Source organism: Corynebacterium maris DSM 45190, assembly GCF_000442645.1.
Taxonomy (GTDB): Bacteria; Actinomycetota; Actinomycetes; order Mycobacteriales; family Mycobacteriaceae; genus Corynebacterium; species Corynebacterium maris.
In genome coordinates this window covers 633,112-655,297 of the sequence record NC_021915.1, presented here as the reverse complement: position 1 = coordinate 655,297, position 22,186 = coordinate 633,112, and the positions used below count along the sequence as shown (strand labels likewise).

The following is a 22,186-nucleotide window of genomic DNA, read 5'->3' as shown; positions in this document are numbered from 1 at the left end:
GAGGCTATGTGGTTACCCACATAGGTGGTTAACCCATAAACCTGAAGGAGCCGCCGATGCCTGACCCCAGACCCCTCTACCAACAGCTCGCCGCGGGAATCCGTGACCAGATCGGCGACGGCTCACTCGCCGAAGGCGACCGCGCCCCCTCGACCAACGAACTGTCCGCCTTCCACTCCGTCAACCCCACCACCAGCGCGAAGGCCCTCACCATGCTGTTCGACGAGGGCCTGCTGGAAAAACGCCGCGGCCTGGGCATGTTCGTCCTGCCCGGCGCTCGCGAACAAGTGCGGAGCACCCGACGCCGAACTGACCCGCCTGATCGACCCAGAAAGCACTGCCGGGCCGGGAGAAACCTCCCGGCCCGGCAGTGTGGCGTCGATAAGCTAGATCTTGGTGCTCGTCGGGCTCGTGATGTCGGTGAAGACAGCGAACGCCGTCACCAGCAGGGAGGCGCCGAGAGCGGTGACCAGGCCAGCCACGATCGCCGCGGGCGTGTGCCCGGCCGTGATGATCCAGAAGATGCCGCCGGCGGTGACGAGGGCGCCGAGGATGAAGTAGATGAGTGCACGCATGATGCTTGGTCCACCTTTTGTTGATGCTGTCCGGTAATTGAGCACAGGTTAACAGGAAGCTGAGTCAGTCGGCATCTTGCGGGGGCCATTTCTGCTCCCGATCTTCCCCGCCGTCGTCGCCCTTGTCGTCGCCTTTGTCCTTTTTCTTCTCGCTCCGGTTCAGCAGCGAGTACCGCGTCGCATCCTTCCGGAAACGGCGGGCGCGACGGCGGGCGGCCTTCATCGACCTGCGGAGGAACTGGGACGACAGCTGGATGCGCGGGTCCGGCCCGCTGTCGTCGTAGTCGAAGACCGGCAGGCCGCGCTTGGAATCCATCGTGGCCGCCCGGGTGATGAATCCCGTCAGCAGGGCGATGATGATGACCCAGTTCTCGGGTACCCCCGCCCACGACAGGACGATGTACACCGCCGCCGTGAGCACCGCGATAGAGGCGTAGAGATCCTGGGTGAACACCAGCGGGACGCGGTCGCTCATGATGTCGCGCATGACGCCGCCGGCCACGCCGGTGACCACCGCCGCCATGGCCGCGATGACCACGCCATGGCCGAGCTCCAGGGCGATCTGGGTGCCCAGCACGGAAAACGCGGCCAGGCCGATGGCGTCGCCATAGAGGAAGACCCGGTTGAAGTAACGGGCCAGCACCGACAACTGGGTGGTCACCAACGCCACGCCGATGACGATGAGCAGGTACTGCGGATTCGCCACCCAGATCAGCGGGTAGTTGTCGATCAGAATGTCGCGGATGGTGCCGCCGCCGAGCGAGGTCAGCGCGGCCATGGCGGAGACGCCGAACCAGTCGAACTTCTGCCGACCCGCCGACATGGCGGCGGTGACGGCTTCAGCGCTGATACCGACGATCCAGAGCGTCAGAAGCAGAGTTTGAGTGTCCACGACGGCTCTCCTTGGCAGTTAGATGTCGTATTCGACCAGCATCGGAGAGTGATCTGACCAGCGCTCTTCGACGGTGGCGGCACGGTCGACCCAGGTGCGGGTCGCTGCATCGAGCATAGACCTGGTGGCCGCCTGGTAATCGATGCGCCAGCCCGCGTTGTTGTTGAACGCCTGCCCGCGGTAGGTCCACCAGGTGTAGGCGGCGTCCTCCGGGTGCAGGCGACGTGCGACGTCGAACCACTTCGGGTCTTGGGCCGCGCCGCGGATCGGGCGGGGCTCGTAGTCGACGACGCCGAAGAACTCGCCGAGCCCCGGTTTCTCCTGGACTTCGGCGTCCGGGAAGGAGCCGAAGACGGAGTCCATCCAGGCACGCTCGTCGGGCAGGTGGCCGGACTTTTTACGGTTCGGCTTGGAGTTCTTCAGGTCCTGTTCGCGGTGGCAGATGTTCCAGTCGCCGCCGACGACCATCTTGTCGTGGGTGTCGGCCAGCTCGTCGAGCACGCCCGAGAACTCATCCAGGAAGACGTACTTTTCGTCGAGCTTTTCGGAGTCCACCGCCCCGGAGGGCAGGTACAGGGAGGCCACGCGGACGCCTTGGTAGGTGCCCTCGAGCCAGCGGCCGGAGTCCAGGAAGGAGCCGAAGCCGACGGTGACGTCGTCCAGCGGTGCGCGGGAGAGGATCCCCACCCCCGCGCGCCCCTTCGCCGCCGCCGGGGCGCCGACGTAGTGCCAGCCGGCGTCGAGGGCGGGCTGCAGCGCCTTGATCGACTCATCGACCGTGGCGCGGACCTCCTGCAGCAGAACCACTTCGGCGGGGGTCTGCCGCAGCCAGGCGTGCATGCCCGGGTTGTCCTCGTGGCGGATCTTGGTGGCGGCGCGGATTCCGTTGACGTTGACGCTGGCAATGGTGATACTCATGGCTGTCTATGGTAGCCGGAACGCCCGCCCACAAATACTCGCCGGATCAGGACGGGGTGCGGGCGGAACGCGCCCGCAGATACACCGTCGGAAACCAGACGAGGATCGCGGCCACCGCCAGCCCCGCGCCCGCCAACGCCGGCGCGGCGTAGCCGAAGCCCGCCGCGATGACCGCCCCGCCCAGGGCGGCGCCGCCCGCGTTCGCCAGGTTCAGCGCCGAATGGTTCAGCGACGCCGCCAAGGTCTGCGCGTCGCCGGCCACGTCCATCAGCCGGACCTGCAGGGTGGGGGTGAGCGAGGACCCGAAAAACCCGATCAGCCCGAAGTTGATCGTGCCGATCACCACATTGGTGCTGGTGAAGTAGAAACCCACCAACACCACCCCGATCATCACCAGGGAGAACAGGATGCCGATCTCCAAGTTGCGGTCGGCGATGACCCCGCCCAGCCACTGCCCGCCGACGGAGCCGACGCCATAGGCCAGCAGCACCAGCCACATCCAGGAGACGTCGAGCCCGGCGCGCTCGGTCATCGTCCAGGTGATGTAGGTGTAGACGGCGAACATCCCGCCGAAGCCGACGGCGCCCAACGCCAGGGTCAGCCACACCTGCGAGCGGCCCAGCGCGCCGAGCTCGGTGCGCACGGACGTCGGCGGCATCTCGCTCATGTGCGGCATGAGGAACCAGAGGGCCACCACCGTGGCCACCGCGATCGCGGCGACGAGCAGGTAGGCCGCCGGCCAGCCGAAGGCCTGGCCCAGGGCCTGGGCCGCGGGGACGCCGGCGACCGTGGCCACCGACAGGCCCATGCCGATGAAGGCGACGGCCTGGCCGCGTTTGCCGGGCGGGGACATCGAGGCCGCGGACAGGCCGGCCACGGAGAAGTACGCGCCATGCGGCAGGCCGGCGATGATGCGGGCGACGATCAGGGTCGGGTAACTGTCGGCGAAGACCGCCAGCAGGTGGCCAAGGAAGAAGGCGCCCATCAACAGCAGCAGCAGGCGGCGCCGGGGCATGCGTCCGGACAGGGCGGTGATGGTGGGTGCGCCCACCACCACGCCAAGGGCGTAGGCGGAGATGATCAGGCCCGCCCGGTCTTCCGTGACGCCGAAGTCCTGGGCGATCAGCGGCAGCAGCCCCATGGAGACGAATTCCGTGGTGCCGATGGCGAAGCCGCCGGCGGCCAGGGCGATCATGACGATCCAGCGGCGGCGCGGGGAGATGTCGGTCTGCCGGGGCACCGGCCGGCGGCGCGGGCGGGCGGGGCGGACAGAGGTGAGTCGTTCAAGCACGCACTGCACCCTACTCCCCGCCGGGTGCGCCGGCCGGGCGTCCCGACTCTGAGAGGTGGGCACAAAAGAGTGAGGGCGCCCTCCCCCACATAGGAACTAACCGTACGCACGTTCTGCTGGATCGGATATAACGGGTATAATGGGTGGGAGAAATTTTTACCGACTCAATTCAGGAGCATTGTGAGCAAGATCATCTGGACCCGCACCGACGAGGCACCACTGCTGGCGACGTACTCGTTCAAGCCGATCGTCGAGGCTTTCGCCTCCACCGCCGACATCGACGTCGAAACCCGCGACATCTCGCTGGCCGCCCGCATCCTGGCTCAGTTCGGCCACCACGAGGACGCCCTGACCGAGCTCGGCAAGCTCGCCAAGACCCCGGACGCCAACATCATCAAGCTGCCGAACATCTCCGCGTCCGTCGTGCAGCTGAAGGCCGCCATCAAGGAACTGCAGGCCGCCGGCTACGACCTGCCGGAGTACGAGGACGCCACCGACAAGTACGGCGTCGCCCAGGGCTCCGCCGTCAACCCGGTCCTGCGTGAGGGCAACTCCGACCGTCGTGCACCGAAGGCCGTCAAGAACTTCGCCAAGAAGAACCCGCACTCGATGGGCGAGTGGTCCGCCGACTCCAAGACCGACGTCGCCACCATGGACTCCGGCGACTTCCGCCACAACGAGAAGTCCGTCGTCATCCCGTCCGAGGACTCCCTGTCCATCGTCCTGGTCAAGTCCGACGGCTCCGAGGACGCGCTCAAGGAGGGCCTGAAGGTCCAGGCCGGCGAGGTCATCGACGGCACCTACATGTCCGCCAAGGCGCTGGACGAGTTCCTGCTCGAGCAGGTCAAGCGCGCCAAGGACGAAGGCGTGCTCTTCTCCGCGCACATGAAGGCCACCATGATGAAGGTCTCCGACCCCATCATCTTCGGCCACATCGTCCGCGCCTTCTTCGCCGACGTCTACGAGCAGTACGGCTCCGAGCTCGAGGCCGCCGGCCTCAACGGCGAAAACGGCCTGGGCGCCATCTACGAAGGCCTGAAGGACCTGCCGAACGGCGACGAGATCAAGGCCGCCTTCGACAAGGCCATGGCCGAGGGCCCGGCCCTGGCGCAGGTCAACTCCCACAAGGGCATCACCAACCTGCACGTCCCGTCCGACGTCATCATCGACGCCTCTATGCCGGCCATGATCCGTGCCGGCGGCAAGATGTGGAACAAGGACGACCAGACCCAGGACACCCTGGCCGTCATCCCGGACTCCTCCTACGCCGGCGTCTTCCAGGCCACCATCGAAGACTGCAAGGCCAACGGCGCCTTCGACCCGACCACCATGGGCACCGTCCCGAACGTCGGCCTAATGGCCCAGAAGGCCGAGGAGTACGGCTCCCACGACAAGACCTTCAAGATCGCCGCCGACGGCAAGGTCGAGGTCCGTAACTCCGCCGGCGACGTGCTCATCGAGCACGACGTCGAGGCCGGCGACATCTGGCGCGCTTGCCAGACCAAGGACGCCCCGATCCAGGACTGGGTCAAGCTGGCCGTCAACCGCGCCCGTCTCTCCGGCATGAAGACCATCTTCTGGCTGGACCCGGAGCGCGGCCACGACGCCAACCTCATCGAGCTGGTCGAGAAGTACCTCAAGGACCACGACACCGAGGGCCTGGACCTCTCCATCATGTCCCCGGTCGAGGCCACCAAGGTCACCGTCGAGCGCATGCGCGCCGGCGAGGACACCATCTCCGTGACCGGCAACGTCCTGCGTGACTACAACACCGACCTGTTCCCGATCCTGGAACTGGGCACCTCCGCCAAGATGCTCTCCGTCGTCCCGCTGATGGCCGGCGGCGGCCTCTTCGAGACGGGCGCCGGCGGCTCCGCCCCGAAGCACGTCCAGCAGGTCGAGGAAGAAAACCACCTGCGCTGGGACTCCCTGGGCGAGTTCCTGGCCCTGGCCGAGTCCTTCCGCCACGAAGCCAACAACAACGGCAACGCCAAGGCCGGCGTGCTGGCCGACGCCCTGGAGACCGCCACTGAGAAGCTGCTCGACGAGGGCAAGTCCCCGTCCCGCAAGGTCGGCGAGATCGACAACCGCGGCTCGCACTTCTTCCTGGCCGCCTACTGGGCCGAGGCACTGGCCGAGCAGACCGAAAACGCCGAGCTGGCCGAAGCCTTCAAGTCGGTCGCCGCTGACTTCGCCGAGAACGCCGAGGAGATCAACCAGGCGCTGCTCGACGTCCAGGGCTCCGCCGTGGACCTGGGCGGCTACTACTACCCGAACGACGAGAAGACCTCCGCAGCCATGCGCCCGGTCGAGAAGCTCAACGAGCTCATCGCGTCCATCAAGTAGGCCGCGCACTCGCTGCCGCCGCTCAAAACAAGGCCCCGCTTCGGCGGGGCCTTGCCCTTTTCCAGACTTCATTCCAAACCGCTCGGTCTATTTACTTTCAACCGTCTTGCAGGGCTTACTCCACCAAAAACATTTTTCCTTGGCGCAGCTCACACGGGGCTTCTACGCTGGAGGAAAACGAAAGGAACCCCTTCATGCCTCAGTACGACAACAGCAACGCCGCGGACTGGTCCTTCGAGACCCGCTCCATCCACGCTGGCCAGACCGTGGACTCGGACACCGGCTCCCGCAACCAGCCGATCCACATGACCACCTCGTACGTCTTCAACGACGCCGAGCACGCCCAGAACCGCTTTAACCTGTCGGACGCAGGTCCGATCTACACCCGCCTGACCAACCCCACCACCGAGGCGCTGGAAAACCGCATCGCCAACCTCGAGGGCGGCGTCGCGGCCGTGGCGTTCGCCTCCGGTCAGGCCGCCGAGACCGCCGCCATCGCCACCCTGGCCTCGGCCGGCGACCACATCGTCACCTCCCCGCGCCTCTACGGCGGCACGGAAACCCTCTTCCAGATCACCCTCAAGCGCCTGGGCATCGACGTCAGCTTCGTGGAGGACCCCGACGACCCGGCCTCCTGGCAGGCCGCCGTCCAGCCCAACACCCGCGCCTTCTTCGGCGAAACCTTCGGCAACCCGCAGGCCGACGTGTTGGACGTCCCGGCCATCGCCGAGGTCGCCCACGCCAACCAGGTGCCGTTGATCGTGGACAACACCATCGCCACCGCCGCCCTGGTCCGCCCGCTGGAGCTCGGCGCCGACATCGTCGTCAACTCCCTGACCAAGTTCTACACCGGCAACGGCTCCGCCATCGGCGGCATCCTCGTCGACGGCGGCACGTTCGACTGGACCGTCGAGCGCGACGGCGAGCCGGTCTTCCCTTACTTCGTCACCCCGGACCCCGCCTACCACGGCCTGAAGTACGCCGACCTGGGCGCCCCCGCCTTCGCGCTGAAGGCCCGCGCCGGCTGGCTGCGCGACACCGGCGCCGCCCTGTCGCCCTTCCACGCCTGGATCACCCTGCAGGGACTGGACACGCTGTCCCTGCGTCTGGAGCGCCACAACGAGAACGCCCAGAAGGTCGCCGAGTTCCTCGCCGGCCACGACAAGGTCGCCTCCGTCAACTACGCCGGCCTCGAGGCCTCCCCGTGGTACGCCGTGAAGGAAAAGCTCGGCCTGAAGCACACCGGCTCCGTCCTGACCTTCGACGTCCAGGGCGACCCGAAGGACAAGACCACCGCCTGGAAGTTCATCGACGCCTTGAAGCTGCACTCCAACGTGGCCAACATCGGTGACGTGCGTTCCCTGGTCGTCCACCCGGCCACCACCACGCACTCGCAGTCCGACGAGGCCGGGCACGAGCGCGCCGGCGTCACCCAGGCGACGGTGCGCCTGTCGGTGGGCATCGAAAACGTCGAGGACATCATCGCCGACCTGCAGGCCGGTTTCGACGCCATCTAAAATCATGCGGGAACGACGGCGCTCGGTGAATGGAATTGTCATTAGACCGAGCTGTCCAATTAGACTGGCCTCCTGATCCAACCGCACCCCAGGAGGACACACCAGTGGCGATTTTATCCGCCGAGGGAGCACTCGGCAGCGTTCCCATCGGCGACTTCCACACAGAGGCCGGCGGCGTCATCGACGACGTCACCATCGCCTACCGACGGTGGGGAGAGCTACAGGTCGCCGCTGACGGCGCCACCAACATCATCCTCGTCGAACACGCGCTCACCGGCGACCCCGACGCAGCCGACTGGTGGGGAGCCCTCATCGGCCCGGGCAAAGCCCTGGACACGGAACGGTGGTGCGTGATCTGCACCAACGTCATCGGCGGATGCAACGGCTCCACCGGGCCGGCCAGCCCCCACCCGGACGACGGCAAAGCCTGGGGGTCGCGCTTCCCGGCCGTCTCCATCCGCGACCAGGTGCACGCCGAACACCGCTTTCTGCGGGAACTGGGCGTCGGGCACGTCCACGCCGTCATCGGCGGCTCCATGGGCGGCGCCCGCACCCTGGAGTGGACGTTGTTGTATCCGGGTTCCCTGGACGCCGCGTGCGTCATCGCGGTCTCCGCGCGGGCCAGCGCCTGGCAGATCGGAATCCAGTCCGCCCAGATCTCCGCGATCACCCGGGACCCCGACTGGCACGGGGGCGACTACTACGACGTCTGCGAGGGACCGGTCACCGGACTGGCGGCGGCCCGCCGCATCGCGCACCTGACCTACCGCGGCGAGATGGAGCTTGACGAACGTTTCGGCACCACCCCGCAGCAGGGCGAGGACCCGCTGGGCACGCACCGTCGCCCCGACCAGCGCTTCGCCGTCGACAGCTACCTGGATTACCAGGGCCTTAAACTGGTGCAGCGTTTCGACGCCGGGGCATATGTCGCGCTCACTGAAGCGCTGAACCGGCACGACATCGGCCGCTGCCGCGGCGGGTTGAACAAGGCGTTGTATTCCTCGAAGGTGCCGACGATGGTCATCGGCGTGGACACGGACATCCTGTACCCGTACCACCAGCAGGAGCACCTGTCGCGCAACCTGGGCAACCTGCTCGGCATGCACAAGCTGGTCTCCCCCGTCGGCCACGACGCCTTCCTCACCGAGGACCGGCAGATGGACCGGTTGTTGCGGCGCTTCATCTCCCTGGCCAACGACGGCGCGGAACCGACCGACGGCTTCGGCCACGACCCTGAGGGGGAATGGATCATCTAGCTGCCGAGCGCGTCCACGGACGCCGCCAGCCAGGTCATCGCCCCGCCCGTCGCCAGGCAGAAGATCACGTCGAAACGCCGCGAGCGGACCGAAAACACGCCGAGCACCTGCGAGTCGCAGGTCTGGCGCACCAGCGCGAGCCAGAGCAGTGACGTCCCGAGGGCGAACGTCGCGCGACGCCAGTGCTCCGTCAGCGCCCATCCCCCAGAGAGCACGACCAGGGCGAGAAACACCAGCACTCCCGCCCACTGCACCCACCGGGGCAGCGGGGACGGCGGGAGATCCAGGTCATGAGGGTTGTCCAGGGACAGGTCACCGCTGTTTTTCTGCACGCTCCACCACATTGTGCACGAGGAAAGCACGGGTCAGCGGGCCGACGCCGCCCGGATTCGGGGAAACGTGCCCGGCCACGTCCCACACGTCCGGGTGCACGTCGCCGGCGAGCTTGCCGTCGACGCGCGAGACACCCACATCCAGGACCGCGGCGCCCGGCTTGACCATGTCGGCGGTGAGCATGTGCGGCTTGCCGGCGGCGGCGACGATGACGTCGGCCACGCGGGTCTCAGCGGCCAGATCCTTGGTGCCGGTGTGGCACAGCGTCACGGTGGCGTTCTCGCTGCGGCGGGTGAGGATCAAGCCGATGGGACGACCGACGGTCACGCCGCGGCCGATGACGACGACCTTCGCGCCGTTGAGTTCCACGCCGAAGCGGCGCAGCAGGTGGATCGCGCCGTTCGGGGTGCACGGCAGCGGAGCCGGCTCGTTGAGCACCAGCTTGCCCAGGTTCACCGGGTGCAGGCCATCGGCGTCCTTGTCCGGGTCGATGGCGGCCAGCACGGCGTTCTCGTCGAGGTGCTTCGGCAGCGGCAGCTGCACGATGTAGCCGGTGCAGTCCGGATCTTCGTTGAGTTCCTCGATCACGGCGATCAGTTCTTCCTGCGAGACATCCGCGGGCAGATCCTTGCGGATCGACGTGATGCCCAGCTGCTCGCAGTCGCGGTGCTTCATCTTCACGTACGACTGGGAGCCCGGGTCGTCGCCGACCAGCACGGTGGCCAGTCCCGGCTTCTTGTCCAGTTTCGCGACCCGCTCCTTCAGGTCCGCGAAAATCTCGTCTCGGTAGAGCTGTCCGTCTAGTTTCATCGCAGTCACATGACTCATCCTAGACTTGTCCCCGTGTCAGAACTTCATGTCGTCTTCGATAACCCGGTCATCCCCGCAAACACGGGCAACGCCATCCGCATGTGCGCGGGCGTCGGCGCGCATCTCCACCTGGTGGAGCCGTTGGGGTTCAACTTCGACGACAAACACGTGCGTCGCGCGGGGCTGGACTACCACGACCTGGCGGAGGTGAGCCTCCATGCGGACCTGGACGTCTGCTTCGACGCTCTACCGGGCCGGATTTTCGCCTTCACCACCCGCTCGACGACCTGGCACACCGAGATCGACTACCGCCCGGGCGACGCCTTGTTGTTCGGCACCGAGCCCACCGGCCTACCGGAAAATCACCTGGCGCACCCGCGCATCACCACGGAGGTGCGCATCCCGATGTTGCCTGCCCGCCGGTCGATGAACCTGTCGAATTCCGCGGCCGTCGCCGCCTACGAGGCCTGGCGACAGCTGGGTTTCGGCGGCGCCAGGTAAACCGTTTACTCTCCCGGCGCGAACCTCGCGACGAGGCGTCGTTGATACAGCTCGGGCAGAATGTCCGCCTCCATGATGCGGCGGGCGAGGGCGGTATCGCCCATTTTGGCGGCGAACGCCATGCCCATGGTGACGCCGTGCGGCGGGGCGTCGATAAGCTCCAGCTCGTCGCCGGCACGGATCTCCCCGGGTTCGACGACCCGGAAGTACGCGCCGCAGTCGCCGCGGGCGGTGAACTTCTTGACCCAGCCCGGCTCCCCCACCCAGTCGGCGAACGTGCGACACGGCGAGCGCGGCACCGAGACCTCGAGCAGCGTCGTGCCCAAACGCACGCGCTGGTTGATCAGCAGCTCCGCCAGGTCGACGCCACGGGTGGTGAGATTCTCCCCGAAGGCGCCGTCGGACAGCGTCCGCCCCAGCCGCTGTTGCCAGTAGTCGAGTTCCTCGCGGGCGAAGGCGTAGACGGCCTTCTGCGCGCCGCCGTGGTGCTTGTCGTCGCCGATGACGTCGCCGGCCACCCCGGAGCCATCACCGTAGTCCGGGCCCGGCGCGGCGACCGCCAGCTTCTCGGCGGGCCGTTTGTCGATCCCCGTCGTCCGGTTCCGCCACTGGCGTGGGACGGCGATGTTGGTGCTCAAGACATGTGCGTTCACACCCGTTGATGATAGCCGGGCAGGCGCCGGCCGCGGAGGAGATCGAGCAGCCTCGCACCGTCTTCGACGTCGAGGTCGTGTCCGCCCATGCGCACGGGCCCGTTGACCAGGTCGAAACGCACGGTGCACAGGTGCAGCAGCTGCTGCAGCGGCCCGTGGCGCAGGGTCAGTTCTTGGATGTGGGAGGTCGCGATCATCGCCACGGAGCGTCCGAAGCGGCCGGTGTGGCAGATGACGGTGTCCCCGTGGAGGGTGACGGATTGGCGGTTCAGGTCCACCGGGGAGACGACCCAGGCCCGGCGCGGGGAGGTGAAGTCCGGGTCGCGGTGGCCTTCGGGGGCGGCGTGTTCTTCGATCTCTGCCGGGCTCAGCTCGCTGACCAGGGCCAGCACCGCGACCGCTTGTTCGCGTGTGCCCACCGGCAGGATGCGCGAGGTGCCGGAGTCGCCGGAGTCGGCGGGTCCGTAGCCTGCGACGGTGACGGTGACCTGCCACCAGCCCAGCGGACGCCAGAGCGGCGGCTGGACGGCCTGGGCGCCGTGGATGCGGGTCAGCGGGATGGTTTGCCGGCGGCGGTCGGCCAGTCCGTAGGACAGGTTGAGCACGTGGCGCGATTGGTCGAAGGTGGCGGTGAAGCGCCAGCTGGAGTCGATCTGGCGCCACAGGCCCGGCAGGATGCCCACGACGGCGGCCAGCGCGGTGGCGGTCGGTAACGGGGAGATCGCCAGGATGACGATGGCGGCCACGCCGATGATCGACCCCAGCCGCAGTCCGGCGCCCGCCAAGGCCCGGTGGAGGGGGACCGTGAGGTCGGCGTCCTCCTGCTCCGGTTCTGGGGCGGCGCCGCCGGCGCGGTGGATCAGTTCGGCGCGCAACCGTTCCGCCTGTCTTTTGTTCAGGTAGGCGATTTCGATGACGGAGTCTTTGCCGCCGGCGGTTTCCACGCGGACGGCGGCGACGCGGAAGAGCCGGGCGATGATCGACTCGACGACGTCGACGGCCTGGATGCGGTCGTAGCGGGCGCTGCGCAGCTGTTTCTGGAGCACGCCGCGCTGCAGGGAGAGTTCCTCCTCCCCGAGTTCGAAGCCGGTGGCCCGCCACCAGAAGTAGGAGCCCAGCCACACCGCCACGCAGGCGGCGAGGAAGGCGCCGACGCCGTAGAGGATGGGCAGGAAGGAGCCGTCGCCGCGCAGGAAGGAGGCGATGGTTCCGGCCGCGGAGGCGTTCAGGTTGACCACGACGACCGCGAGCAGCGCGAGGATGCCCGTCCAGAAACGCAGCAGCGGGGTCAGGCGGTGGACGGGCCTCATAATCCGCTCATCCTCTCTCGGGCCTGGACGGTCAGTCGTTCCCGCAGGGCGTCGGCGTCGTCGGCGAGCAGCCCCGGGACGGTCGCATCCGAAGTCGCCGAGGCGGTGTGCAGTTTGAGGCGTTTGAGCCCGAAGACGCGCTCGATGGGGCCGGCGGTGACATCGACGAATTGGATGCGTCCGTAGGGCACCACGGTCAGCGTGTGCCAGAGCCGCCCCTTGGTGATCAGCAGCTCGTCGTCGGTTTCGCGCCACCCGATGCGGCGCACACGGGCCGGGATCAGCCAAAGCGCCCAGGCCAGGACGACGGCGAAGAACGCGACGCTGAGCCACCACCACGCCGACCACCACCACGCCAGCGCCGCGCACACTGCCGCGCCGATGACGTACCAGGGCAGCTCCGCGAGGTAGGTCGCCGGGGTCAGCTTCGGCGAGACCCGGCTCATCGCGAGACCTTGATGTCGCACAGGCAGGACTCCGCGAGCGCGACGATGCCCCCGCCGACTTCCACGGTGAGGATGCCGGCGGCCGCCGGGGCGGTGACAGACAATCGCGTTCCTGGCCCGACGCCGCGCTCGGCGAGGTAGCGCAGTAATTCCGGGTCGTCGTCGTTGACGCGCTCGACGGTGACGGCGCCGGAAGAGACGTCGGCGAGCGCCAGGCTGGACACCTCCTCGACGCTGCCGTCGGGGCGGGGAATGGGATCGCCGTGCGGGTCGCGGGCGGGGCGTCCCAGCCGGGCGTCGATGCGGGCGATGAAGCGGTCGCTGACGGCGTGCTCGAGCAACTCCGCCTCCTCGTGCACTTCGTCCCAGGTGTAGTCGAGTTCGGTGACCAGGAAAGTCTCCACGAGCCGGTGGCGCCGCACCATCTGGCCCGCCAACCTGCGTCCCTGGCCGGTCAACCGGACGCCCGCGTAGGGCTCGTGGCTGACCAGCCCGTCGGCGGCCAGCCGTTTGATCGCCTCGGAGGCGGTGGAGCTTTTCTGGCCGGTGCGCCGCGCGATCTCCCCGAGCGGAGCCGGCTCATCGGAGTGTTCCGCCCACCCCCAGAGAGCCTTGAGGTAATCCTGCGTCCGGTCGGAAAGGTCATCGACATGCATGCCCCCACTTTAGCTCACCGAGATTGTGAAAAATTATGTTCAATGCTTTGATTCTTTCAAGTTCAACTCATTGAAAATTACGGACAGGAAGCACGCCATGGCCAGAATCCCCCGCCCCGTCGCACTTCTCGCGCTCGCCGCCACGCTCCCGCTCGCCGGTTGCGCCGCAGCCGGGGAGACGGAAGATTCGGACACGACGACCGTGTACGCCACCACCGGCTACCTCGCCGACGCCGTCGCCAACATCGCCCCCGACGTGGACGTCACCGCCATGGTCGGCCCGGGCGGGGACCCGCACACCCATCAGCCCTCCACCCAGGACGTCCAGCGCCTGCGCTCCGCCGACCTGGTCTTCTGGAACGGCCTCGGCCTGGAAGCCCAGATGGAAGACCAGCTCGAATCGCTGGGCGACGCCCAGCTGGCCGTCGGCGACGCCCTGCCCGCCGAACTTCTGCTGCCCTGGGAAGACGGCATGCACGACCCACACGTGTGGAACTCCCCGGAGGCGTGGCGGCTGGTGATCGACGCCATCGCCGACCGGCTCGCCGCGCACGACCCCGACCACGCGGAGACCTACCGGGCCAACGCCGAGGACTACCGCGCCCAGATCGACGAAACCGCCGCGGCCGCCGCCGACGCGCTCGCCGCCATCCCCGAACCGCGCATCCTGATCACCGGCCACGACGCCTTCAACTACTTCGGCGACACCTACGACCTGGAGGTCCGCGCCACCGACTTCATCTCCACCCAGGCCGCGCTCTCGCCCACCGAAATGAGCGAACTGGCGGACTACATCGTCGACAACGAGGTCTCCGTCATCTTCCAAGACAATCAAGCCAACCCGCAGGCGATCACCGCGTTACAGGAGGCCGTGGAATCGCGCGGCTGGAGCGTGACCGTGTCCACCGAGGAACTCTTCGCCGACACGCTCGGCCCCACGCCGCCCCTCGACACCTACCTGGGCGTGCTCGAGCACAACGCCGGCGTCGTCGCCGCAGAACTGGGGGCATGACCGTGAATCCCACTTCGCCCGCCGCCGAGGTCGCCGGCCTGACCGTCGACTACCGGTCCCACCGCGCGCTTAACAACGTCTCGGCCACCGTCCCCGCCGGCCGGGTCACCGGCGTCATCGGGCCCAACGGCTCCGGGAAATCCACTTTGCTGAAGGCAATGCTCGGCCTCATCCCGGCCACCGGGGAGACCACGTTCTTCGGCCTCCCCCTGTCGCGCGCCCGCAACCGCGTCGGCTACATGCCCCAGTCCGCGTCGGTGGACTGGGACTTTCCCGCCACCGTCCGCGACGTGGTCACCATGGGCACCTACGGCTCCCTGGGCTGGTTCCGCCGCCCCGGACGCACCCAGCGCGCCACCGCCGACGCGGCCATGGCCCAGACCGGGGTCACCGACCTGGCCGACCGCCAAATCGGCGCCCTCTCCGGCGGCCAGCGACAGCGCGTCTTCCTCGCCCGCACCCTCGCCCAGCAGCCGGACCTGCTGATGATGGACGAGCCCTTCGCCGGCATCGACGCCGCGAGCGAATCCGCCATCCTCGAGGCATTGGAGCAGTTACCGGACGTCTCCATCATGATCGTGCACCACAACCTCGCCACCGTACGAGAGCTGTGCGACGACGTGATCATCCTCAAAGAAGGCCGCCTCGTCGCCGCCGGGCCCGTCGCTGACGCCCTGACCGAAGAGAACCTCCAGGCCGCCTACGACATCCGGGTGCGTGCCTGATGGAACTGCTGACCGACCACACCTACGCGATGACCCTGTACGGCGCGACGGCCATCGGCGTCGTCGCCGGCGCCCTGGGCACCTTCGCCTACCTGCGCAAGCAGTCGATGATTTCAGACGTGATCTCGCACTCCGCCCTTCCCGGGGTGCTCGTCGTTTTCCTCCTGCTCACCGCCTTGGGCCACAGCGGCCGCAATCTGCTGGGGCTGATGATCGGCGCCGTGGCGGTGGGCACGTTGGCCGTGTATGTGACCAACCTGATCCCGCGAATCTCCCGGGTCCGCCTCGACGCCGCCATGGCCGTGACGCTGTCCAGCTTTTTCGGCCTCGGCATGTTGCTGATGCAGTACATCTCCCACAACCCGATCCCCGACAAAGGCGGCGTCCAGGACTACCTCTTCGGCAACGCCTCCTCCATCACGCGGGCGGACCTGCTCGTCTCCGTCGTCGTGGGGGCGATCACGCTGGCGGTGGTGGCGCTGTTCTTCAAGGAATTCACGCTGCAGTCCTTCGACCGTCGACAGGCCCATGTCATGGGGTTCAACAACACGCTCATCGACGCGCTGATGTTCGGCTCCATCGCCGTCGCCACGGTCATCGGCCTCAAGTCCGTGGGCCTCGTGCTCATGGTCGCCTTCATCGTCACCCCGCCGGCCATCGCGCGCCAGTGGACCGCCACCGCGGCGTCGATGACGGTGCTGTCCGGCCTGGCCGGCGGGGTCGCCTCGGCGATCGGCACCTGGCTCTCGATCGCCTACGGCCCCATGCCGACGGGGCCGGTCATCGTCGTCACGCTCTTTGTGATGCTGCTGGGCTCCCTCGCCCTGTCCCCCCGACGTCGACACGCAATGGCGGAGGCATAGATGTTTATCCTGGGAACCCTGCTCCTGGCCGTGGTCACCGCCCTCGCCTGCGCCCTGCCCGGCGTCTTCGTGGTACTGCGCAAGAAGTCCATGGTCGTCGACGGCATCGGCCACGCCGTCTTTCCCGGCATCGTCGTCGGCTATTTACTCACCCGCGATCTGAACTCCCCGCTGCTGGTCCTCGGCGCCGCGCTGGCCGGCCTGCTCGTCGTCCTCGGCGCCGATTGGTTGTCCAAGACCCGCATGATCGCGGGCGACGCTCCGCTGGGGTTGATTTTCCCGGCGCTGTTCGCCGTCGGCGTCATCCTCGTCTCCAGTCGGCTGACCGACCTCCACCTGGACACCCACGTGGTCCTGGTCGGGGACCTGAACCTCGCGTCCTTCGACCGGCTGGTCGTCGGCGGCGTCGATCTCGGCCCTTCCTACCTCTACGTGATGCTCTCGGTGCTGGCCCTCAACGCAGTTTTCCTCGTCGCGTTCTACCCGCAGCTGCAGGCCTCCACTTTCGACCCGGGGTTCGCCCGCCTGCTCGGGGTGCGCACCGGCGCGCTGGACACGGCCTTCATGTTCCTCGTCTCAGTCACCGTCACCGCCGCGTTCCACGCGGCCGGGGCCTTATTGATCATCGCCCTGGTGGTCACCCCGGCAGCCACCGCGCAGATCTTCGCGGGCCGCATGGGCCAGCTGATCGCCTGGACGCTGGCGTTCGCCGGGCTCGGCGCCGTGCTCGGCTTCGGACTCGCCTACGCCCTCGACGCCTCCACCTCCGCGGGCATGGCCGTGTTCTACGGCCTGCAGTTCGCGACGGTACTCACCGTCGACCGGATGGCGGGCAGCCGCAGGCGGACTGCGGTTCCGGTGGGATGACGGCCTAGGCTGAACCCCATGACCGGCCTCGAGTACTTCCGCGAAAAACTGCCCACCGCCGCCACCGTGGCGGTGATCATCGCGTTCCTGTCCACCCTGCTCACCCGCGAGTCCCCCTTCGGGTTGGGCGACATCATATTCTTCGCCGGCGTGTGGCTCGCCGGCACGGTCTTCGCGGCCGTGATCCTCATCGTCATCGAGGTCGTCCGGGACCGGTGGCTGTAGAAACTGCTATGTTCGGCCGTGACACACCACACACCGCCGACCCCAGGGAGAACGTCGTCATGTCCGAGTCCACCGAGCCCATCATCCTCGGCCGCATCAACGAGTCCTTCCACCAGGTGGCCGCCGCCGTCGTGGAGGAGGTGCTGCTGCGGCTGGGGCACCAGGTGCAGGTGCACGAGGGACCGCATCCGGAGATGTACCCGAAGATCGCCTCCGGGGAACACCACCTCTTCGCGGACGCCTGGCTGCCGGGCGGGCACGCCGTGTACTGGGAGCAGATCAAGGACAGCGTCGTCGAAATCGCCGAGCTATACGACGGCGGCCGGTTCTTCTGGGCGGTGCCCGGTTACGTTCCCGAGGACGTCGCCACCAGTCTGGAGGATCTGGCCCGGCCCGAGGTCGCCGAGCGGTTCACCACCCGCACCGTGCAGGGCACCGGCTCCTACGCCGGCCTGACCATGATGGGCAATGACCTGCTGCAGACCTACGGTCTGGATGCCCTCGGCTGGGAGCAGCCGTCCGGGGACATCCACCAAGTCATCGACACGGTCAACCGTCGCTACGCCGCGGGCGACTGGTTCGTCACCCCGCTGTGGCAGCCGATGTTTCTCAACGAGGTCCACGACCTGCGTCCATTGGCGGATCCGCGCGGCGCTTTCCCCGCCCCGGACCGCGCGTCCCTGCTGGCGCACGGCGCGGCCTGGGAGCGGCTGCCGGAACGCACCCGAGAGGTGCTCGGCCGCATCAACTACTCGGTGGACGACGTCAACCAGATGGACCTGTTCATGAACGTCGACGGGATGGACGTGCTGCCGGCGGTGCGGGCGTGGGCGGATCGCCACCCGGAAAAGATCGACGCCTGGCTGAAGTAACGGCCGTAACTAGACTAAGCGGTATGGTGGGTGCTACTTTTCCTTTACCGCAATTCCGAAAGGACCCCGCCATGAAGCTCACCCGTATTCTCGCCGGCTCCGCCGCCGCCCTGATCGCCGCCACCGGCCTGGTCGCCTGCAACGATTCCGCAGAAGAGGACGCCGCCACCGGCGCAGACACCTCCTTCGACGGCCCCATCCGCATCGGCACCACCGACGCCAACCTGCGCGAATGGGACGTCTTCCAGGATCTGGCCGAAGAAGAGGGCATCGACGTCGAGATCGTCACCTTCGCCGACTACAACACCCCGAACGACGCCCTGGCCCAGGACCAGCTGGACGTGAACAAGTTCCAGCACCTGCAGTTCCTCTCCAACTACAACGTCGGCGCCGGCCAGGACCTGGAGGCCTTCTCGGCCACCGAGATCTACCCGCTGGCCCTGTTCTGGCAGGACCATGACTCGCTCGACGGCATCGAGGGCGAGCGCGTGGCCATCCCGAACGACGCCACCAACCAGGGCCGCGCCATCAACGTGCTGGTTCAGGCCGGCCTGGTGACCCTGCGCGAGGAGGGCCTGCTGGACCCGTCCCCCGCCGACATCGACACCGAAGCCTCCGAGGTCGAGGTCACCCCGGTCGACGCCGCCCAGGCCACGCTGGCCTACAACGAGGGCACCCCGGCCGTGATCAACAACTCCTTCCTGGAGCGCGCCGGCATCGACCCGAACAGCGCCATCTTCCAGGATGACCCGTCGACCGAGCAGGCCGAGCAGTACATCAACGTCTGGGTCACCACCCCGGAGCTGGCCGACAACGAGGAACTCCAGCAGCTCGCCGAGCTGTGGAAGGACCCAGCCGTCGAGGAAGCCGTCCTGGAGTCCTCCGGCGGCACCGCCGTGCCCGTCGACCTCACCGATGAAGAGCTCGCCGACATTCAGCAGCGTCTGGAAGAACGGGCCGCAGAGTAGTGTCCGGCACACGCATTGAGTTTCAAGGCGTGTCCAAGGTCTTTGGCACCGGGACCACCGCCGTCGACGACGTCTCCCTGACCGTCGAACCCGGCGAGGTCCTCGGTGTCATCGGCTATTCCGGCGCGGGTAAATCCACGCTGGTGCGCCTCATCAACGGCTTGGACACCGTCTCTTCCGGACGTTTGCTTCTCGACGGCACCGACGTCGTCGGTCTCTCCGAAGCGAAATGGCGCCCGTTGCGCCGCGACATCGGCATGATTTTTCAGCAGTTCAATCTGTTCTCGTCGCGCACCGCGGCCGGCAACATCGAATACCCGCTGAAGCTGGCGGGCGCCAAGGACCGGAAGAACCGGGTCGCGGAGCTGCTCGACTTCGTTGGCTTGGCGGACAAAGGCAAGAACTATCCGGAGCAGCTTTCCGGCGGGCAGAAACAGCGCGTGGGCATCGCCCGCGCGCTGGCGACCAACCCGAGGTTGCTGCTCGCCGACGAGGCCACCTCCGCGCTCGACCCCGAGACCACTCGCGAAGTCCTCGACGTGCTGCGCAAGGTGAACAAAGAACTCGGCATCACCATCGTCGTGATCACCCACGAGATGGACGTCGTGCGTTCCATCGCCGACAAAGTGGCCGTGATGGAGGCTGGCCGGGTCGTCGAGCACGGCAGCGTCTACGACGTCTTTTCCAATCCGCGCACCGCCGTCGCTCAACGCTTCGTGGCCACGTCGCTGCGCAACACCCCCGACCAGCTCGAAGCCGAAGACCTCAAAGCCCACCCGGGCCGGTTGTTCACCATCAACCTGACCGAGAATTCCGGCTTCTTCGACGCTATCTCGGACGTCAAGGACGTCGTCTCCGTCAATATCGTGCACGGCGGGGTGACGACGCTGCAGCAGCAGTCCTTCGGAAAGGTCACGGTGCGCCTGCACGGCGACGACGTCGCCATCGACGCTTTCCGCGACCGCCTGTCCAAGACCACCGACATTGAGGAGCTGACCCGATGATTCTCGCCGCAGACTGGGAACGCCTGGGGCCGACGCTGGGTGAGGCGGTCGTCGACACGCTGGTCATGGTCATCGTCACGATGCTGCTGGCCGGCATCCTCGGCCTGATCGTCGGCGTGCTGCTGTACACCACCCGCGAAGGCGGCATCCTGCGCAACCGGCCGATCTACTGGATCATGAACATCCTGGTGAACTTCATCAGGCCGATCCCGTTCATCATCATGATCGCCATGTTCGCGCCCGTGACGCTGATGGTGGTGGGCACCACCATCGGCCGCAACGCCGCCATTTTCGTGATGATCATCGCCGCGACCTTCGCGGTGGCCCGCATCGTGGAGCAAAACCTGGTGGCCATCGATCCCGGCAAGATTGAGGCCGCCCGCTCGATGGGCGCGACGCCGTGGCAGATCATCACCACGGTGATCATCCCCGAAGCGCTCGGCCCCCTGGTGCTGGGCTACACGTTCATCTTCATCGCCGTGGTCGACATGTCCGCCATGGCCGGTTACGTCGGCGCCGGCGGTCTGGGCGATTTCGCGATCGTCTACGGCTACCGCTCCTACGACTGGGAAGTCATGTACGCCGCGGTGCTCATCATCATCATCATCGTCCAGATCGCCCAGTTCCTGGGCAACTGGCTGTCGAAGAAGATCATGCGTCGTTAAGACTTCGGCACCGAGCCGTTCCCGAGACCCGCCGAGATCCCTGATCTCGGCGGGTTTTTCGTGCCCACACCCCGTCACCGCCTTCTGTCCTGTCGACCCCGGCGCTTCTGCCACAGCGTTCGCAACCACCGCCGCTGGCGCGGGGCCAGCGGCCCTTCAGCCTCGTCGACGACCCAGGTGCGGTCCTCGAAGAGCCAGTAGACGTCGCCGGTGTGCGGATCCAGCAGGTAATGGACGACGCCGTCTGTCTTGCGGTTGTGGTGGTGCTGGCACAGGCTCGCCATGTTCGCTGCCGTGGTGGGCCCGCCCGCCTCGTAGTCGACGCAGTGGTCTTTCTGGGAGCGCTCCGCCGGGCGGTTGCAGCCCGGCCAGCGGCACACCCAGTCCCGCCCCTCCAGGAAGGCGCGCAGCCCGACGCTGGGCCGGTACGCCTCCTCCACCTTTGCCCCGGCCTGATCCATGTCTCGGACCGCGGTGATCCTGCCCTCCAGGTTCGCGAGGGCCTCCGCGGAGAGCACCCCCAACGAGGAAAGGAACGTCGGCGCGCCGGCTAAATCGGTGGCGCGGTAGAGGTTCAGCGTCACCTGCACCGTGACGTTGCTCAGGATGAGTTCGGCGTGGGCCTGGGCAAGACTGATGCTATTTGCCGCTGCATGCGTGCGGACGGCCTTGTCGATGGCGGCGGCCGTCACCGCGTCGTGGCTGACCTCGGTGACCGCGTTGCCGTCGGTTTGGGGCCACTGCCGGTAATCGCCGTCGCCACGCGGCTTCTCGGGCTCCTCGTCTGGGGCGTCGCCAGCGCCGGGCATATCCGCTTCCCACACCGCGATGATGGCGCGGATCTTCCGGGCGATCGCGTCAGGCGTGGGCACGAGCTGGTTATGCTTCTTCGGCGTCAGGTAGCCCGCCAACTCCGTGTCCAGCGTGCCCCAGAATTCCGCTGAGTCGTAGAGATCCGGGTGCACGCCGATCACGGTGGCGTCTATGCGGCAGAGATGCGCCATCGACAGGTGCATCATCTCCTCGACCAGTTCGCGGAGAACCGGCAGCCGGTCAAGGGTTTCCAGCGCCTCGAGGTGCTTGGCGATGTGTCGTTCCGAACCTCCGATCGAACAGGCCAGGTCGGTGGCGTGCTCACTCCAGTCGCGGACGTTCGTCTCGATGGGGCCTGCGGATTCCTGGCAGGCCCGCCATTTGCGGTATTCACTGCGGCGGGCAATGAGGCCGGCCTGCGCCAATGGGTCGTGCCCTGCGCAGACGGAGTAATAGGGTTCTGTGGTGGGTGGTCGGTCGTGGTGTTCCAGCGGTGGTGCAGTCATGTGCACAACTCCCCCGAGATGATCGCCTGTACGTTCGATTTCCACGCTAAAACATCGACGTGACATCCACCCCATTCCGGGGGTGAATCGCCGGATCGTGGCCGCTGCAGCAGACAGCCCGACATACTTTACAACGATTCGCTTACGATCCCTCACAGACCG

Annotated in this window: 24 protein-coding genes and 1 pseudogene; 14 read left to right on the top strand and 11 right to left on the bottom strand. The window is 67.2% G+C overall.

What is annotated here, in order from left to right:
* Positions 1-56 precede the first annotated feature (56 nt).
* A pseudogene (locus tag B841_RS14095) lies at positions 57-305 on the top strand (GntR family transcriptional regulator); the annotation flags it as partial.
* Positions 306-386: 81 nt separating this feature from the next.
* On the opposite strand, the gene B841_RS14090 reads toward B841_RS14095, so the two are convergent.
* From B841_RS14090 to B841_RS03135, 4 genes are all read right to left on the bottom strand, one after another.
* On the bottom strand, positions 387-575 hold the full coding sequence (locus tag B841_RS14090) for a hypothetical protein (protein WP_052337720.1): 189 nt from the start codon (positions 573-575) through the stop codon (positions 387-389).
* Positions 576-639: 64 nt separating this feature from the next.
* Positions 640-1,467 carry a trimeric intracellular cation channel family protein gene (locus B841_RS03145; RefSeq protein ID WP_020934036.1) on the bottom strand — a complete coding sequence of 276 codons (828 nt, stop codon included), beginning with the start codon at positions 1,465-1,467 and terminating at the stop codon, positions 640-642.
* An 18-nt stretch (positions 1,468-1,485) separates the two neighbouring features.
* Positions 1,486-2,385: an exodeoxyribonuclease III gene (locus tag B841_RS03140; protein WP_020934035.1), complete on the bottom strand. Its 900-nt coding sequence runs from the start codon at positions 2,383-2,385 to the stop codon at positions 1,486-1,488.
* Between the two features lie 46 nt (positions 2,386-2,431).
* On the bottom strand, positions 2,432-3,676 hold the full coding sequence (locus B841_RS03135) for an MFS transporter (RefSeq protein ID WP_020934034.1): 1,245 nt from the start codon (positions 3,674-3,676) through the stop codon (positions 2,432-2,434).
* A gap of 180 nt (positions 3,677-3,856) precedes the next feature.
* On the opposite strand from B841_RS03135, the gene B841_RS03130 reads away from it, so the two are divergent.
* The 3 genes from B841_RS03130 (at position 3,857) to metX (ending at position 8,795) form a co-directional block, all read left to right on the top strand.
* Positions 3,857-6,022, top strand: a complete 2,166-nt coding sequence (locus B841_RS03130) for an NADP-dependent isocitrate dehydrogenase (protein ID WP_020934033.1) — start codon at positions 3,857-3,859, stop codon at positions 6,020-6,022.
* A gap of 194 nt (positions 6,023-6,216) precedes the next feature.
* Positions 6,217-7,539: an O-acetylhomoserine/O-acetylserine sulfhydrylase gene (locus tag B841_RS03125; RefSeq protein ID WP_020934032.1), complete on the top strand. Its 1,323-nt coding sequence runs from the start codon at positions 6,217-6,219 to the stop codon at positions 7,537-7,539.
* A gap of 104 nt (positions 7,540-7,643) precedes the next feature.
* Positions 7,644-8,795, top strand: a complete 1,152-nt coding sequence (metX, locus tag B841_RS03120) for a homoserine O-acetyltransferase MetX (protein ID WP_020934031.1) — start codon at positions 7,644-7,646, stop codon at positions 8,793-8,795.
* Here metX and B841_RS03115 read toward each other — a convergent pair.
* Both B841_RS03115 and B841_RS03110 read right to left on the bottom strand, forming a co-directional pair.
* A complete protein-coding gene (locus B841_RS03115; protein ID WP_041631716.1) occupies positions 8,792-9,139 on the bottom strand; it encodes a DUF3017 domain-containing protein in 348 nt (115 codons plus the stop codon). The genes metX and B841_RS03115 overlap by 4 nt on opposite strands.
* Positions 9,108-9,947, bottom strand: a complete 840-nt coding sequence (locus tag B841_RS03110) for a bifunctional methylenetetrahydrofolate dehydrogenase/methenyltetrahydrofolate cyclohydrolase (RefSeq protein WP_020934029.1) — start codon at positions 9,945-9,947, stop codon at positions 9,108-9,110. Before B841_RS03110 ends, B841_RS03115 begins: the two co-directional genes overlap by 32 nt.
* 24 nt (positions 9,948-9,971) lie before the next feature.
* Between B841_RS03110 and B841_RS03105 the strand changes: the two genes are divergently transcribed.
* Positions 9,972-10,439 carry a tRNA (cytidine(34)-2'-O)-methyltransferase gene (locus tag B841_RS03105; RefSeq protein ID WP_020934028.1) on the top strand — a complete coding sequence of 156 codons (468 nt, stop codon included), beginning with the start codon at positions 9,972-9,974 and terminating at the stop codon, positions 10,437-10,439.
* 5 nt (positions 10,440-10,444) lie between these two features.
* On the opposite strand, the gene B841_RS03100 is transcribed toward B841_RS03105, so the two are convergent.
* The 4 genes from B841_RS03100 to B841_RS03085 are packed head-to-tail and all read right to left on the bottom strand — an operon-like array spanning position 10,445 to position 13,504.
* Positions 10,445-11,092, bottom strand: coding sequence for an MOSC domain-containing protein (locus tag B841_RS03100; protein ID WP_020934027.1), 648 nt, complete (start codon positions 11,090-11,092; stop codon positions 10,445-10,447).
* Entirely contained in the window at positions 11,089-12,402 is a 1,314-nt protein-coding gene (locus B841_RS03095) for a PH domain-containing protein (protein WP_020934026.1), read from the bottom strand. The genes B841_RS03100 and B841_RS03095 overlap by 4 nt, the downstream gene beginning before the upstream one ends.
* The gene (locus B841_RS03090; protein WP_020934025.1) at positions 12,399-12,848 is read right to left on the bottom strand and encodes a PH domain-containing protein; all 450 of its coding nucleotides are present in this window, start codon (positions 12,846-12,848) and stop codon (positions 12,399-12,401) included. Before B841_RS03090 ends, B841_RS03095 begins: the two co-directional genes overlap by 4 nt.
* On the bottom strand, positions 12,845-13,504 hold the full coding sequence (locus B841_RS03085; protein WP_020934024.1) for a metal-dependent transcriptional regulator: 660 nt from the start codon (positions 13,502-13,504) through the stop codon (positions 12,845-12,847). Before B841_RS03085 ends, B841_RS03090 begins: the two co-directional genes overlap by 4 nt.
* Before the next feature lie 97 nt (positions 13,505-13,601).
* On the opposite strand from B841_RS03085, the gene B841_RS03080 reads away from it, so the two are divergent.
* The 9 genes from B841_RS03080 to B841_RS03040 all read left to right on the top strand — a co-directional run bounded on the left by B841_RS03080 (position 13,602) and on the right by B841_RS03040 (position 20,705).
* Positions 13,602-14,516 (top strand): metal ABC transporter substrate-binding protein, encoded by a 915-nt coding sequence (locus B841_RS03080; RefSeq protein WP_020934023.1) that lies wholly within the window; start codon positions 13,602-13,604, stop codon positions 14,514-14,516.
* Entirely contained in the window at positions 14,513-15,241 is a 729-nt protein-coding gene (locus B841_RS03075; RefSeq protein WP_020934022.1) for a metal ABC transporter ATP-binding protein, read from the top strand. Before B841_RS03080 ends, B841_RS03075 begins: the two co-directional genes overlap by 4 nt.
* On the top strand, positions 15,241-16,104 hold the full coding sequence (locus B841_RS03070; RefSeq protein WP_020934021.1) for a metal ABC transporter permease: 864 nt from the start codon (positions 15,241-15,243) through the stop codon (positions 16,102-16,104). The genes B841_RS03075 and B841_RS03070 overlap by 1 nt, the downstream gene beginning before the upstream one ends.
* Positions 16,105-16,971, top strand: coding sequence for a metal ABC transporter permease (locus B841_RS03065; protein ID WP_020934020.1), 867 nt, complete (start codon positions 16,105-16,107; stop codon positions 16,969-16,971). It begins immediately after the preceding gene.
* A gap of 18 nt (positions 16,972-16,989) precedes the next feature.
* Positions 16,990-17,196: a hypothetical protein gene (locus B841_RS03060; protein ID WP_020934019.1), complete on the top strand. Its 207-nt coding sequence runs from the start codon at positions 16,990-16,992 to the stop codon at positions 17,194-17,196.
* 59 nt (positions 17,197-17,255) lie between these two features.
* Positions 17,256-18,068, top strand: a complete 813-nt coding sequence (locus B841_RS03055; RefSeq protein ID WP_169466559.1) for a glycine betaine ABC transporter substrate-binding protein — start codon at positions 17,256-17,258, stop codon at positions 18,066-18,068.
* 71 nt (positions 18,069-18,139) lie between these two features.
* A complete protein-coding gene (locus B841_RS03050) occupies positions 18,140-19,036 on the top strand; it encodes a MetQ/NlpA family ABC transporter substrate-binding protein (RefSeq protein ID WP_020934017.1) in 897 nt (298 codons plus the stop codon).
* The gene (locus B841_RS03045) at positions 19,036-20,040 is read left to right on the top strand and encodes a methionine ABC transporter ATP-binding protein (RefSeq protein ID WP_020934016.1); all 1,005 of its coding nucleotides are present in this window, start codon (positions 19,036-19,038) and stop codon (positions 20,038-20,040) included. The genes B841_RS03050 and B841_RS03045 overlap by 1 nt, the downstream gene beginning before the upstream one ends.
* A complete protein-coding gene (locus B841_RS03040; protein ID WP_020934015.1) occupies positions 20,037-20,705 on the top strand; it encodes a methionine ABC transporter permease in 669 nt (222 codons plus the stop codon). The genes B841_RS03045 and B841_RS03040 overlap by 4 nt, the downstream gene beginning before the upstream one ends.
* Positions 20,706-20,779: 74 nt before the next feature.
* Here B841_RS03040 and B841_RS03035 read toward each other — a convergent pair whose 3' ends face one another.
* Complete coding sequence (locus B841_RS03035) at positions 20,780-22,024, bottom strand: HNH endonuclease signature motif containing protein (protein ID WP_156844682.1); 1,245 nt, start codon at positions 22,022-22,024, stop codon at positions 20,780-20,782.
* Positions 22,025-22,186: the final 162 nt, after the last annotated feature.

Coding starts and splice junctions, on each gene's coding strand:
- B841_RS03115 (WP_041631716.1), bottom strand. CDS start 9,139: ATGTGGTGGAGCGTGCAGAAAAACAGCGGTGACCTGTCCCTGGACAAC.
- B841_RS03060 (WP_020934019.1), top strand. CDS start 16,990: ATGACCGGCCTCGAGTACTTCCGCGAAAAACTGCCCACCGCCGCCACC.
- B841_RS03035 (WP_156844682.1), bottom strand. CDS start 22,024: ATGACTGCACCACCGCTGGAACACCACGACCGACCACCCACCACAGAA.
- B841_RS03055 (WP_169466559.1), top strand. CDS start 17,256: ATGTCCGAGTCCACCGAGCCCATCATCCTCGGCCGCATCAACGAGTCC.
- B841_RS03125 (WP_020934032.1), top strand. CDS start 6,217: ATGCCTCAGTACGACAACAGCAACGCCGCGGACTGGTCCTTCGAGACC.
- B841_RS03065 (WP_020934020.1), top strand. CDS start 16,105: ATGTTTATCCTGGGAACCCTGCTCCTGGCCGTGGTCACCGCCCTCGCC.
- B841_RS03040 (WP_020934015.1), top strand. CDS start 20,037: ATGATTCTCGCCGCAGACTGGGAACGCCTGGGGCCGACGCTGGGTGAG.
- B841_RS03050 (WP_020934017.1), top strand. CDS start 18,140: ATGAAGCTCACCCGTATTCTCGCCGGCTCCGCCGCCGCCCTGATCGCC.
- B841_RS03080 (WP_020934023.1), top strand. CDS start 13,602: ATGGCCAGAATCCCCCGCCCCGTCGCACTTCTCGCGCTCGCCGCCACG.
- B841_RS03075 (WP_020934022.1), top strand. CDS start 14,513: ATGACCGTGAATCCCACTTCGCCCGCCGCCGAGGTCGCCGGCCTGACC.
- B841_RS14090 (WP_052337720.1), bottom strand. CDS start 575: ATGCGTGCACTCATCTACTTCATCCTCGGCGCCCTCGTCACCGCCGGC.
- B841_RS03140 (WP_020934035.1), bottom strand. CDS start 2,385: ATGAGTATCACCATTGCCAGCGTCAACGTCAACGGAATCCGCGCCGCC.
- B841_RS03095 (WP_020934026.1), bottom strand. CDS start 12,402: ATGAGGCCCGTCCACCGCCTGACCCCGCTGCTGCGTTTCTGGACGGGC.
- B841_RS03090 (WP_020934025.1), bottom strand. CDS start 12,848: ATGAGCCGGGTCTCGCCGAAGCTGACCCCGGCGACCTACCTCGCGGAG.
- B841_RS03070 (WP_020934021.1), top strand. CDS start 15,241: ATGGAACTGCTGACCGACCACACCTACGCGATGACCCTGTACGGCGCG.
- B841_RS03085 (WP_020934024.1), bottom strand. CDS start 13,504: ATGCATGTCGATGACCTTTCCGACCGGACGCAGGATTACCTCAAGGCT.